Annotated in this window: 11 protein-coding genes; 2 read left to right on the top strand and 9 right to left on the bottom strand. The window is 69.7% G+C overall.

What is annotated here, in order from left to right:
* Window positions 1-12: 12 nt before the first annotated feature.
* Entirely contained in the window at window positions 13-444 is a 432-nt protein-coding gene (locus SYV04_RS23870) for a DoxX family protein (RefSeq protein ID WP_321548176.1), read from the top strand.
* Between the two features lie 154 nt (window positions 445-598).
* A complete protein-coding gene (locus SYV04_RS23865; RefSeq protein WP_321548175.1) occupies window positions 599-3,334 on the top strand; it encodes a YncE family protein in 2,736 nt (911 codons plus the stop codon).
* A 15-nt stretch (window positions 3,335-3,349) separates the two neighbouring features.
* On the opposite strand, the gene SYV04_RS23860 is transcribed toward SYV04_RS23865, so the two are convergent.
* The 9 genes from SYV04_RS23860 to SYV04_RS23820 form a co-directional block, all read right to left on the bottom strand.
* Window positions 3,350-4,549, bottom strand: a complete 1,200-nt coding sequence (locus tag SYV04_RS23860; protein WP_321548174.1) for a PQQ-dependent sugar dehydrogenase — start codon at window positions 4,547-4,549, stop codon at window positions 3,350-3,352.
* A 118-nt stretch (window positions 4,550-4,667) separates the two neighbouring features.
* Window positions 4,668-5,474, bottom strand: a complete 807-nt coding sequence (locus SYV04_RS23855) for a GNAT family N-acetyltransferase (RefSeq protein WP_321548173.1) — start codon at window positions 5,472-5,474, stop codon at window positions 4,668-4,670.
* 10 nt (window positions 5,475-5,484) lie between these two features.
* On the bottom strand, window positions 5,485-6,228 hold the full coding sequence (locus SYV04_RS23850; protein WP_321548172.1) for a TlyA family RNA methyltransferase: 744 nt from the start codon (window positions 6,226-6,228) through the stop codon (window positions 5,485-5,487).
* On the bottom strand, window positions 6,225-7,973 hold the full coding sequence (locus tag SYV04_RS23845; RefSeq protein ID WP_321548171.1) for a 1-deoxy-D-xylulose-5-phosphate synthase: 1,749 nt from the start codon (window positions 7,971-7,973) through the stop codon (window positions 6,225-6,227). Before SYV04_RS23845 ends, SYV04_RS23850 begins: the two co-directional genes overlap by 4 nt.
* Window positions 7,970-8,863: a polyprenyl synthetase family protein gene (locus SYV04_RS23840; protein ID WP_321548170.1), complete on the bottom strand. Its 894-nt coding sequence runs from the start codon at window positions 8,861-8,863 to the stop codon at window positions 7,970-7,972. The genes SYV04_RS23845 and SYV04_RS23840 overlap by 4 nt, the downstream gene beginning before the upstream one ends.
* A 5-nt stretch (window positions 8,864-8,868) precedes the next feature.
* The gene (locus SYV04_RS23835; RefSeq protein WP_321548169.1) at window positions 8,869-9,258 is read right to left on the bottom strand and encodes a response regulator; all 390 of its coding nucleotides are present in this window, start codon (window positions 9,256-9,258) and stop codon (window positions 8,869-8,871) included.
* Window positions 9,259-9,281: 23 nt separating this feature from the next.
* Complete coding sequence (gene xseB / locus SYV04_RS23830) at window positions 9,282-9,605, bottom strand: exodeoxyribonuclease VII small subunit (protein WP_321548168.1); 324 nt, start codon at window positions 9,603-9,605, stop codon at window positions 9,282-9,284.
* 85 nt (window positions 9,606-9,690) lie between these two features.
* On the bottom strand, window positions 9,691-11,475 hold the full coding sequence (xseA, locus tag SYV04_RS23825) for an exodeoxyribonuclease VII large subunit (RefSeq protein WP_321548167.1): 1,785 nt from the start codon (window positions 11,473-11,475) through the stop codon (window positions 9,691-9,693).
* A complete protein-coding gene (locus tag SYV04_RS23820; RefSeq protein WP_321548166.1) occupies window positions 11,472-13,223 on the bottom strand; it encodes an FHA domain-containing protein in 1,752 nt (583 codons plus the stop codon). The genes xseA and SYV04_RS23820 overlap by 4 nt, the downstream gene beginning before the upstream one ends.
* Between the last annotated feature and the right edge of the window lie 20 nt (window positions 13,224-13,243).

Raw genomic sequence — 13,243 nt, 5'->3', positions numbered from 1 at the left:
GGAAGCCCGAGCATGTCCCGTCTGACCGAGCGCTGGAGTTCGTGGACCCCGTATGTGCTGAGCATCCTCCGCATCATCGCGGGGTTCCTCTTCCTCCAATACGGTACGACGAAGCTCTTCGCGTTTCCCGGGGCCGTGATGCCGGGCGGCGGTACCGCTCCGCTCGCGTCGCTGGCAGGTTTCGCGGGGGCCATGGAGTTCGTGGGAGGAACCCTCCTGCTCGTGGGCTTGTTCACCCGCCCCGTGGCCTTCCTGGTGTCGGGTGAGATGGCGGTGGCCTATTTCATGGGGCACGCGGGTCAGGGCTTCTGGCCGGTGCTCAATGGTGGCGCGCCCGCCGTCTTCTACTGCTTCCTCTGGCTCTACATCTCCGCGGCGGGTCCGGGCCCGTGGAGCCTCGACGCGCTCCTCCGCCGCAAGCCGGGCACGGCCTCGGCGACGTAGCGGAGTTCTCGCGGTCCCGAGTGAAGCCTCTCACCGTTCCCATGTGAGGGGCTTCACAGCCCCGGCGTGTCCCCAGGCGCAATCTCTCTCTTACCCGGCTGCCACAAGGCAGCGCGGGGTGACGTGAGTTCATTGCTTGCCCGGGGGACACCTCATGATCTTCACCCATCGAGTCTTGGTGTATTGGGCGCTGCTCGCTACCTGGTTCCTTCCCGTTCACAACCTCGCCGCAGCCTCATTCGTGAACTGGGAGAACCCGCACGTTCACCCGCTGGACATGACGCCGGACGGCACCCGGCTGCTGGCCGTGAACACGGCGGACAATCGGTTGCTGGTGTTTGATTTGACGGCCTCTGGCCCGGCGCCGAGGCTGGTGGCCACCATCCCGGTGGGGCTCGATCCCGTGTCGGTGCGTGCCCGCTCCAACACGGAGGCCTGGGTCGTCAACCACATCTCCGACAGCGTGAGCATCGTGGATCTCACCACGCTCAACGTGGTGGCCACCGTACACACCGACGACGAGCCCGCGGATGTCGTCTTCGCGGGCTCGCCGCAGCGGGCCTTCATCACCTGCTCCCAGGTCAACACCGTCATGGTGGTGAACCCTGCCCAGCCGCAGGTCGTGCTCAAGCGCTTGAAGCTGCTGGGAGAAGACCCACGCGCCCTGGCGGTGAGCCCGGATGGCAGCAAGGTGTATGCGGCCATCTTCGAGTCGGGCAACGGCAGCACGGTGCTCGGGGGTGGCAACCTGCTGCCCAACCGCTTCCCGCCCAACGCCGTGAGCGACCCCCTCGGTCCCTATGACGGCGTCAATCCTCCGCCCAACTCGGGCTCGGTGTTCAGCCCGTCCATCAATCCGACACTGCCGGCGCCTCCTCCCGTGGCGCTCATCGTGAAGAAGAACGCCAAGGGCCGGTGGATGGATGACAACGCCGGTGATTGGACGAAGCTCGTCAGCGGCTCCAAAGCCGATGCCTCTGGACGCCCGGTGGGCTGGGACCTGCCGGATCGGGACCTGGCCATCATCGACGCAGCCACGCTGTCGGTCTCCTATGCCCGGGGGCTGATGAACCTGAACATGGCGCTGGCGGTTCACCCCAGCGGCGTGGTCACCGTGGTCGGCACGGATGCCACCAACGAGGTGCGCTTCGAGCCGAACGTCAACGGCCGCTTCCTGCGGGTGCGGCTGGCCGCGGTGCATCCGGCCGCGCCTGCTCTCGTGGGCCGCTGGGACCTGAACCCTCACCTGGACTACAGCACGCCCACGGTGGCGCAGTCCGAGCGGGAGAAGTCCATCGGCGACCCGCGCGCCGTCGCCTGGAACGCGGCAGGCACCCGCGGGTTCGTGGCGGGCATGGGCTCCAACAACGTGGTGGTGGTGAATCGCTCCGGCCAGCGCGTGGCGCGCGTGGAGGTCGACGAGGGGCCCACGGGCCTGGCGGTGGATGAGGCGCGCGGCCGGCTCTACGTGCTCAACCGCTTCGCTGCCAGCGTCTCGGTGGTGGGCCTGAATGACTACCAGGAGAAGGTCCGAGTGCCCTTCTTCGACCCGACGCCCTCCCCCATCAAGGTGGGGCGCAAGCACCTGTACGGCACGCATGAGACCTCGGGCCTGGGCCACGTCGCGTGCGCCTCGTGCCATGTGGACGGGCGCATGGACCGGCTGGCGTGGGATCTGGGAGACCCGAGCGGAGGGATGTTCTCGTTCGATGGGCAGAACACGGAGCTGGGCTTCTCATTTCCGATAGACGTCCCCGGCTTCGAGCGGGCCCACCCGATGAAGGGGCCGATGACGACGCAGACGCTGCAGGACATCATCGGCAAGGAGCCGCTGCACTGGCGTGGGGACCGCAAGAGGCTGGAGGAGTTCAACCCCGCCTTTGTGAAGCTCCAGGGCAAAAACGCGCAGCTCTCCTCCGAGGAGATGCGGCAGTTCGAGGACTTCCTGGCCACGCTCACCTTCCCGCCCAACCCGTTCCGCAACCTCGACAACTCACTGCCCACCCACCTGCCGCTGCCGGGGCACTTCACCACCGGCCGCTTCGCGCCCGCCGGACAGCCGCTGCCCAACGGCAACGCCGTCAACGGTCTTGCCCTCTTCCGCAATCCGCGCCTGATGAGTGTCCCCACGCTTCCCAATTTCGCCTGCACTACCTGCCACACGCTGCCCACCGGCCTGGGCACGAACATGACCTGGAAGCACGATCGATTCGTCCCCTTCCCCAAGGGTTCCGACGGCGAGAGCCACCTGCGCCTGGCCTCCACGGACTCCAACACCAACGTGGTCTTCAAGATCCCGCAGCTGCGCAACCTCTATGAGAAGGTGGGCATGGAGCTGACGCAGTCGGAGAGCCTCGCGGGGTTTGGCTTTGCCCACCACGGCGCCATGGACTCCATCGCGCGGTTCATCGCGGGGACTCCCAACTTCTTCCCTGGGAACGATCAGGAGGTGGCCGACTTGGTGGCGTTCCTGCTGGCCTTCTCCGGCTCGGATCTGCCGCGCGGCTCCGAGACCAACCTGTTCGAGCCGCCGGGCCCCGACAGCAAGGACACGCACGCGGCCGTGGGCCGGCAGGTGACGCTGAACTCGGCCTATCCTTCCCCGGCAGAGAGCGCCCTGCTGAACACCTTCCTCGCGCTGGCCGACAGCGGCAAGGTGGGGCTGGTGGTGAAGGGCCGGCAGGGAGGACTCGAGCGCGGCTACACCTACGCGGGCCAGGGGGAGTTCCAGTCCGACCGGGCCTGGGAGCGGGTGAGTGCCGCGCAACTGCGGATGCGAGCCGGCCCAGGCAACGAGCTCACCTGGACCGTCGTGCCCCAGGGCACCCAGTGGCGCATCGGCGTGGACCAGGACTCGGATGGCCGCTTCGATCGAGACGAGCGGGAGTAGAGGACCGGTGTCCCTCTACTTCCCCTGGGCGGGGAGGACGCGCAGGATGCGTCCATCCCCCTCGTCGGTGATGGCATAGACCGCCCCATCCGGGCCGACCTTCACGTCCCGGATACGCGCATCGAGGGGAATCCACTCCTCGCTGGCGACCCGATCGCCGTCCAGCACCAGGCGCACGATTCCCTCGCTGACCAACCCGCCCAGCAGCATGTTCCCCCGCCACTCGGGGAACCGGTCTCCCGAGTAGAACGCCATCCCCGAAGGCCCGATCACCGGATCCCAGTAGTAGAGGGGCTGCTCCATTCCCTCCTGCGCGGTGATCCCCTGGCCGATCGGCTTGCCGGAGTAGTCGATGCCGTAGGTGATGACCGGCCAGCCGTAGTTCTTGCCGGGCTGGGGACGGTTCAGCTCGTCACCACCCTTCGGGCCATGCTCCACCGTCCACAACCGCCCCTGCGAATCGAGCGCGGCGGATTGGATGTTGCGGTGGCCATACGACCAGATCTCGGGCTGAGCCCCCGCGCGTCCCACGAAGGGGTTGTCCTTCGGCACCGAGCCGTCCGGGTTGATGCGGATGACCTTGCCGAAGTGAGTGCCGAGATCCTGCGACTTGACCCGGGACTCCGGCAGCGAGCGCTCCCCCAGGACGATGAAGAGCATGCCGTCCGGAGTGAAGACCAGCCGCGAGCCGAAGTGCTTGTCGGACTCGAAGGTCGGCTGCTGGCGGAAGATGACCTGAACCTTCTCGACGCGCGGCTGGCCCTGGGTAACGAGACGTCCGCGCGCGACCGCCGTGCCGTTTCCGCCCTTCCGAGGCTCGGAGTAGCTCCAATAGATGAGCCCGTTGCTGGAGTGGTTCGGGTCGAGAGCGACATCGAGCAACCCACCCTGCCCGTCATCGACGACCTTGGGCAGGCCGCTCACGGGCTTGGAGAGCTGGCCCTTGGCATCGACGATGCGCAATTGCCCCTTCTTCTCGGTCACCAGCATGCGCCCGTCGGGGAGGAACTCCAGCGCCCAGGGGTGGTCGAGCCCCGAGGCCACCTTCTCGGTCTGGACCTGGCTCGCCTTCTCTGGCTTCGGCGCGCGGGTCTGCCCGGAGAAGGCGGGCTTCTGGTCACGGCCGTTGGGAGACCGGGTCTCGACAGGCTCTCCGCGGGCCTCTCCAAAGGCGACCAGCGTCACAGCGGCGGCAACCACAAGAATCACGCGCATGTCTCTCCCCTGCGAGCGGAACCGAGAGAACATCGGCGTGCGAGTTGGCAAGGGCAAGTGTTCCGGAAGCGAACGTTGACCGAAGCACGCTGTCCGGCCGCTCGCTCGACAGGGTGGCTCAGCCCTCCTTGGAGCGGACGAGCACCACCTTCGGATACGCGATCCGGAACCCCATGCGCTCCAGGTTGCGCTGGGATGTCGTGCCGGGGTGCGTGCTGCTCGAAGCCATCGCGCAGCCGGCCTGGGCCGCGAACGCCAGGCGCGCACGCACGAGCGCCGTCTGGAGCCCTCGCCGCCGGAACGGGACCTTGATGCCTGCTCCGGCCAGGGTGGCGATGCCGTCATGCACGGCCACGGCGCCGCCTCCAGCTGGAACCCCGTCGACGAGTGCCATGAAGCACGTCGTGCCTTCGGCTCGGGTAGCCGGGAGCATGAGCGAGACGAGCGCGGGGTCCAAAGGCGCGCCGTCCGTGAACGCCTCGAAGATCACCTGGGCCCAACGCTCCTCCTCGCCAGCGCGGATGGGGCGAATGTCCACCCCGGACGGAGGAGCCTCAGAGGTCTCGATCGCGCGCACGAGCACCTGCTGGAACTCGGAAATCCGGTAGCCGCGCTCTGCGAGGAGCGCGAGCAGAGTGGCGTCCGTGTAGGGGCACGTCTCGATCTGCATGGGCCCTGGTTCGCGACCGAGCAGCGCCTCGACCTGGTCGAACTCAGCGGTGGTCATCTTCTGCCCGAGCGCGAGCGCCACCGCTTGCGTCAAGGGTGAGCCGGCCCCCGCGAAGATGACCTGCCCCCCAGCGATGCTCAGGGGTACGACGCCATGGGAGGCGACGCGAGCGCACGCGGCGTTCTGCGCGGCCTGGGCGCGCTCGATACGAGCAGCGAGTACAGGGAGTGTTTCAGGCGTGAAGAGATCCGTCATGAGGCCCTTCTCAGCGCGGCTTGTCAGCGACAAGGAGCGCTTCCACATTGCCGGCAGGCCCTGGTACGGGAGAGTCCATCACCCCGCGCACGGTAAGCCCCTGCTCGCGTGCGAACGCTGTCACGGTGTCGATGGCTTCTTGTCGGGCGGCGACATCCCTCACCACCCCACCCTTACCGATGCGCTCGCGCCCTACCTCGAACTGAGGCTTCACCAAGGCCACGAGGAGTCCACCCGGCTCCAGGAACGGCAGCACGGCGGGCAGCACCTGCGTGAGTGAGATGAAGCTCACGTCGATGACGGCCACTCCCACCTTCTCGGGCAGATCTTCGTCGGTGAGATAACGCGCGTTGACGCGCTCACGCGAGCGCACGCGCTCATCCTTCCGCAGCTTCTCGTGGAGTTGGCCGTAGCCCACGTCGATGGCGTGGACCCGCGTGGCCCCCTCTTGCAGCAGGCAGTCGGTGAAGCCTCCTGTGCTCGCTCCAATGTCCGCGCACACCTTGCCGCGCACATCCAGGCCGAAGCGATCCATGGCGGCCTTGAGCTTCAACCCTCCACGCGAGACGTAGGGCAGCACCTCGCCCTTGAGGCGCAGCTCCGCGTCCACGGACACCTGGGACCCGGGCTTGTCCACCCGCTGGTCGTCCACCACCACCTGCCCGGCGAGGATGAGCGCCTGGGCCTTGGCGCGCGACTCCGCCAGCCCCCGCTCCACCACCAGCACGTCGATGCGCTCCTTGCGAGACTTCACGGGCGCTCTCCCAGCAGCTCCCTGCCCGCCCGTCTCATTCCTTCCGCGTCCAGCCCCAGCGCCGCGCGCTGCACCCGCGCGTCCCCGTGCGGCATGAAGACATCCGGCATCCCCATCAGCCGCACCCGAGGCGTGCGCCCGTGCGCGGCGTACAGCTCCAGCACCGCGCTCCCCAGGCCTCCTCGCGTCGAGCCCTCTTCCACCACCACCACGTGCCCACTGTCAGCGGCCGCCAGCAGCGCCTCCGAGTCCAGCGGGCTCACACAGCGCGCATCCAGCACGCTCCAGCCGGCCTCGGCCTTCGCCGCCTCCAGCGCGGCCAGCGCGAGCGGCCCCAGCGTCACCAACGTGAGGCGCGGCGCCTGCGCCCGCAACACCCAGCGCGCCCCCTTCACGGAAGCCTCATCCAACCGCAGCTCGGGCGGCGGCGACGGCAGGGTGCCTCGGGGAAACCGAATGACGGTGGGCCCCGGCGCCGCGAGCGCGGTGGCCAGCATCGGAGGAATGTCCTCCCCCACCACCGGCGCCATCAACCCCAGCCCCGGCACCGCCCGCAGCGAGGAGACATCATAGGCCCCCTGGTGCGTGGCTCCGTCCGCGCCCACCAGCCCCGCCCGGTCCACCGCGAACACCACGGGCAGTCCCGTCAGGCACACGTCGTGGATCACCTGATCGAACGAGCGCTGAAGGAACGTGGAATAGATCGCACACACGGGCCGGGCACCCGCGCGCGCCAGGCCCGCGCAGAAGGTGACGGCGTGCTGCTCGGCGATGCCCACGTCATGCACGCGGTCCGGGTAGCGGGTCTTCAGCTCCACCAACGCGGAGCCCTCCAGCATGGCGGGCGTCACCACCACCACCCGTGGGTCCTTCGCCAGCGCATCCGCCAGCGCGGTCGCGAAGGCCTCGCTGAAGGTGCGCTGGCCTCCCCGTGAGCGCACGAGCTTCCCGTCCCGCCACTCGTAGGGCCCCATGGCGTGGCCCCGCGTCTGCAGATCCGCCTCCGCCGGAGGAAAGCCCCGCCCCTTCTGCGTCATCGCATGCACCACCACCGGCCGCGACGAGGCCCGCGCCTCTCGCAGCGCGCTCAGCAGCGCCCCCAGGTCGTGCCCGTCCACCGGCCCCAGGTAGGTGAAGCCCAGCCCCTCGAAGAAGGCCCGGGCCTCCCGCGTCCGCAGCAGCGCCGGAATCGCGCCCACGTTGGCGGAGATCGACATCTGGTTGTCGTTGAGCACCACCACCAACGGCAGGTGCGCGCCCCCCGCGTTGTTGAGCCCCTCGAAGGTGAGGCCACCGGTGAGCGCCCCGTCCCCGACGATGGCCACCGCGTGCCCCTTGCGCCCCAGCACGCTCCAGCCCTCGAGCATCCCCAGTGCAGCCGAGACCGCCGTGCAGGCATGCCCGGCGGCGAACGCGTCGTGCGGACTCTCGCGCGGATCCAGGAAGGGCGCGACCCCCTCCGCCTGCCGCAGCGTCCCCATGCGCTCGCGCCGCCCCGTGAGCAGCTTGTGCGCGTACGCCTGGTGGCCCACATCGAACACCAGCGCGTCCTGCGGCGAGTGGAACACCCGGTGCAGCGCCACCACCAGTTCCACCACCCCGAGCGAGGCGCCCAGGTGGCCGCCCACCCGCCCACAGACGGAGACGATCTCCTCCCGGAGCTCCTCGCACAGGCGCGGCAACTCCGCCTCGGGCAGTGCCCGCACATCCGCGGGCGAGTGAATGCCCGAGAGAAGCCCTGTCACCTGTTGCGCTCCACCATGTAGCGCGCGAGCGCCGCCAGCGGGCCGTCCTTGCCTTCCAGCGGCTCCACCGCGGCCAGCGCCTCCGACACCTTGCGCTCGGCCAGCACCCAGGAGGCCTCCAGCCCGATCACCGCCGGGAAGGTGTGGCGGCCCGCCGCCGCATCCGCGCCCACGGGCTTGCCCATGGCCTCGGCGCTGCCCGTCACGTCCAGGATGTCGTCGGCGATCTGGAACGCCAGGCCGATGGCATCGCCATACGAGTCCGCCCGCGCCAGCGCATCCTCGCTGCCCCCGGCGGCCATCACGCCCATGCGGCACGCCGCACGCACCAGCGCCCCCGTCTTCAGCCGGTGCAGGCGCTTGAGGTAGTCGAGCTGCGCGGGCCGATCCTCGGCGATGTCCAACACCTGTCCGCCCACCATGCCCGTGGCGCCCGAGGACACCGCCAGCTCGCGGCACAGCGACGAGCGGACCGGCTCCGTGCCAGAGGCCAGCAGCACGAACGCCTCCGAGAAGAGCGCGTCCCCAGCGAGAATCGCCATCGCCTCCCCGAAGACCTTGTGGCTGGTGGGCCGCCCCCGGCGCAGGTCGTCGTCGTCCATGGACGGCAGGTCGTCATGGATGAGCGAGTAGGTGTGGACGAACTCCAGCGCGCACGCCGCATCCTCCGCCACGTGCATCGAGGAGCCCTGCGGCATCAGCGTGTCGGCGAAGACCAGGCAGAGGATGGGCCGCAGCCGCTTGCCTCCGGCCAGCAGCGAGTAGCGCATGGCCTCGGCCAGCCGCACCGGCGCCCCCGAGGACTCCAGCGGCTCGGCGCGGCTGCGCAGCAGGTTCTCGACCCGAACCTGCTGGACTCGCAGGAAGGACTGCAGTTCTAGGGCGTTCACGGCTCTTAGTGCTCCTCCGGCACGGTGGCCGGGACCAGCTCTCGCAGTCGGGCGATGAGCCGGTTGAGATCCAGCGGCTTGACGAAGTAGTCCGCGGCGCCGGCCTCGATGCCCCGCCGCCGATCCTCGGGCTCCCCACGTCCGCTGACGAAGATGACCGGGATGTCCCGGAAGCTCTCGTTCTTCTTCACCGCCTTGCACAGCTCGAAGCCATCGATCCAGGACATGTTCACGTCCAGGAGGATGAGGTGCGGGCGGCGCAACTGCAGCGAGGAGATCAGCCGCAGCCCATTGGCCGCGCTGGTGACCTCGAAGCCCTCGCTCTCCAGCGCCAAGGAGAGCAGCTCCCGCGTGTCGCGGTCGTCATCGACGATGATGATTCTTGGCTTCTCCATGGCGGCTCCGCGCCCCGCTTCCGTCAGAACGGCACATCGTCTTCCGGCGGCGGCTTCGCGGCGGCGGCTTTGGGAGCCGCCGCGGGAGCAGGCCGGTTACCCACCGGCAGCGGGGCGACCACCTCCCGGCCGTCCTCGTCCACCAGCAGCTGCTCGATGCGCTGCTCCGCATCGCTGAGGAGCTTCTCGCCCTTGCGGACCAGCCGGATGCCTTCCTCGAAGGCCTTGAGGGACTCCTCGAGCGACAGCGAGCCGCTCTCCAGCTTCGCCACCATCTCCTCCAGCCGCGCCACGACGTCCCCATACTGCTCGGGCGCTGGCTCCGCCGCCTTCCCTGACTTCGACACGTCCGACACCTCCACATCGGTGAAGATTGGGCGCGCGGACTCTAAAGGAGGCCCCCGCCCGGAGCCAGTGTGGACTGTCGGTCCTTCAGCAGTCCACCGGCCCTTTTATCGCCGTCACGGTGGCTTCGATCTCCTCGCAGCCCTCCAGGGACTTCGCCACGCCCCGGGTCAGCTTGATACCCAGGAGTTCCCCGGGCTGCACGTCCTCCACGGAGCGCACCACCGCCCCGTCCCGCTTCCGGAAGGCCATGGCGTAGCCGCGCGACATGACCTTCAGCGGGCTCATGGCATCCAGCCGGCCCTCCAGCCGCTGGAAGCGCCGCTGGGCGTCGGAGAGCACCTGCCCCTGGAGGGCGAGCAGGCGGGCCTTCCGGGCCGCCAGCGCCGCCCGCTCCGTGGCCACCCGAGCCGCCGGGGAGAGCCGCTCCAGCCCCAACTGCCCCTTGGCCAGGTCCGCGCGCCGGGTGGCGATGCCCGAGCGGGCCGCCTCGTGCAGCCGCGCCGCCAGCCGCAGCAGGTGCGCGCGCTGCTCTCCCACCCGGGCCTGAGGCAGCGCGCGCTGGAGCCGCTCCTGCAAGCCCCGGAGCTGCTCCCGCCGCTCGCGCTGGGCAGGCCTCAGCACCCGCATCATCGCCTCGAGCTGCTCGGACAGGTGCAGCCGCTGCTGGCCCAGGCGCCGCCGGGGGTCCACCACCCGCGAGGACAGGCTGCCCAGGTACTCGCGCAGCTCCAGCACCCGCAGCTCCACCGCCTGGCGCAGCCGCGAGGCGTGGGTGTCCAGCGTCAGCTCCAGGTCGCTGAGCACCGGCGCCAGCCGCTCCGCCGCCGCGCTGGGCGTGGGCGAGCGGAAGTCCGCCACGAAGTCGGAGATGGTGAAGTCGATCTCGTGCCCGATGGCCGACACCACCGGCACCGGCGAGGCGTGGATGGCCCGGGCCACCACCTCCTCATTGAACGTCCAGAGGTCCTCCACCGAGCCGCCGCCGCGCGTCACGACGATGACGTCCACGTCCGTGCGGCCCAGGCGCTCGATGGCCTGGGCCACCTCCTGCGCGGAGCCCTCTCCCTGCACGCGCGCGTCGCATACCAGCACGCTCAGCCGGGGGTGGCGCCCGTACAGCACGCGCAGGAAGTCCTGCAGCGCCGCGCCGGTGCGGCTCGTCACCACGCCGATGCGCCGAGGCAGGAAGGGCAAGGGGCGCGGCGGCCGGATGCGGCGATCGCCGATGAGGCCCTCGGCCGCCAGCTGCTCCTTCAGTTGCTCGAAGGCGAGCGCCAGCGCGCCCTGCCCCACCGGCTCCACCCGCTGGATGATGAGACTGTAGCGGCCCTGGGGCGCGTACAGGTCCACGCTGCCCTCGGCCACCACCTCCAGCCCATCCTTGAGCGCGAAGCGCAGCCGGGAGGCCTGCGACGCCCACACCTTGGCGTCGATGGAGGCGTCCACGTCCTTGAGGGTGAAGTACAGGTGCCCGCGCGCGTTGGCGCCCCGGAAGCCCGACACCTCACCGCGCACCAGCACGCGCGGGTAGCGCGACTCGATCGTGTCCTTGAGCTGCCGCGTGAGCTCGCCCACCGAGAGCACCGTGCGCGCCGGACGCGGGGGCGCCCCGGGCAGCGACGGCAGGGACACGGAGACCTCCTGCACCACGGCCACCACCGTCTCGATGACCACCGGCGCGGGCGCGGGCGGTCGCTTCTCGGGCACGGGGGCCTTCTCGGCGGGCGGCGCCTTGTCCGGGGGAGGCTTCTTCTCCGAAGAGAGCCTCACCTCCGGCGGCGGTGGCGTCGCGGCCGACGCGCCGAACAAATCTCCCTGTCGCACGGGAGCGACAGGAGCATCTCCTGCCGCTCCTCGCCGACGCTTCATCTCTGGAGTTGCTCGAGCCAGTTCTTCGCCTTCTGGTGGTTCTCGTCATCCGGAGGCGTCATGGCGATCACCTCCTTGAACTTGGGGATGGCGTCCTCGGGGTTCTCGGCCTTGAGCGTATAGGCCTGGAGGTAGATCTCCTTCGCCTTGGACCTCAAGTCATTGACGATGTTGGAGGCACCCGCGTGGCCGGGGTCCGCCTGAAGCGTGCGCCGCGCGTACTCGATGGCGCGCGACCACTGGCCCGCGGCCTTCGCCGCCGAGGCGCTCTTGTAGAAGATGTTCGCCGCGCGCGTGCCCGCGTTCTTGGCCATCTTGCTGGGGCCCCGCGGCCCGGTGATGTCCTTGTCCAGCGCCAGCAGCCGCGCCAGGCCCTTGGCGTCCAGGTCCTCCAGCTTCTTGTAGAGGTTGCCGAACTCCGTCATGTCCTTGAGGCCGCCCTTGCACTTGTTCGACTTCGTCACGCACGCGTTGGCGAGCGCCACTCCGCCCGACAAGTCGCCGTCGACGAAGCGCGCCACGGAGGCCTCCCAGGGATCCTTGGGCGGCGGGGGCGGAGGCGGAGGCGCCACGAAGGTCAGCTGGGCGATCAGCTTGGTGGCCTCCTCGTTGAGGAGCTTGGCGTCGCGGTGCTCGGGGAACACCACGAGCACGTCTTCCATGGAGGCCTTGGCCTGCCGGGCCGGGTCCAGCTGCTTGGTGTCGAGCAGGGCCCGCGCCGCCTTGGCCTGGGAGTCCGAGGTGTCACGCAGCTCGCGCTTGAGCTTGTTGACCTGCTCGTACATCTGCGTGTCCGGGGTGACCTTGTCGAGCTCGCCCTTAGCGACCGCGAGCCGCTTCTCCTTGAGCGCCGCCTCGGCGGCCACCACGCGCTCCTGGTTGGGGATCTCCTTCTCCACCCGGTCCAGGTAGTCCTGCAGGCCCATGTCCGGCGACTTCTCCTGCAGCTCCAGCAGCAGCGCCTTGGCCTCGGTCCAGCGACCCTCGCGGATGTGGTTCTTGGCGTCCTGGAAGACCGCCGCGTTCTCCTGACGCACCTGCGCCTTGCGCAGGGAGACGGCCGTCCGGGCCTCCTCGGCCGCCTTCTGGCGCATCTTCAGGCCCACCAGGCCCAGGCCGGCGACGATGATGACGCCCGCCACCGAGCCGATGATGATCTTCTTCTTGCGCTGCGCCTGCGGATCCACGGCCTTCGCCGCGCCCGCGCGCGCGGGACGCACCCGCTCGGGGCGCGGAGGCGGACGGCCCGGCGCGGCGCCCGAGGTGGAGGGCCGCGAGCGCGAGGGGCCCGCGGTGATGTCCACCATCATCGTCGAGTTGGCCACGTCGGTGAACGTCACCTCCGTGTCGCCCATGGTGATGACGTCGCCGTTGGCCAGCACCGTCTCGTCGTTGATGGGCTCGCCGTTGACCAGGGTGCCGTTACCGGAGCCCAGATCGCTCACCGTCCAGCCCTGCCCCACCCGCCGCAGCATGATGTGCTTGCGCGAGACGGAGGTGTCCGCGATGCAGATGGGGTTGTCGGTCGAGCGACCGACGACGTACTCCTCCTCCTGCAGGTTGAACTCCTCGCCGGCCTTGGGCCCGCCGGAGACCACCAGCTTGGGGCCGCTGAAGGGCGTGGACTCGGGCCGTACCGGCGGCGCGGCTCCAGTCCTGCGGGCGGGCCGCTGCGGTCCGCTGCCGCCAGCGGAGCTGCCAGAGGACGTGGAGGGGCGACGTCGCGCCGTGGGAGGAGGGTTCGCCATGTGAATCACCGCTTCCTACG

Source organism: Hyalangium ruber, from assembly GCF_034259325.1.
GTDB lineage: Bacteria > Myxococcota > Myxococcia > Myxococcales > Myxococcaceae > Hyalangium_A > Hyalangium_A rubrum.
The sequence above is the reverse complement of the archived record's forward strand: the minus strand, read 5'-3'. Positions and strand labels throughout refer to the sequence as shown.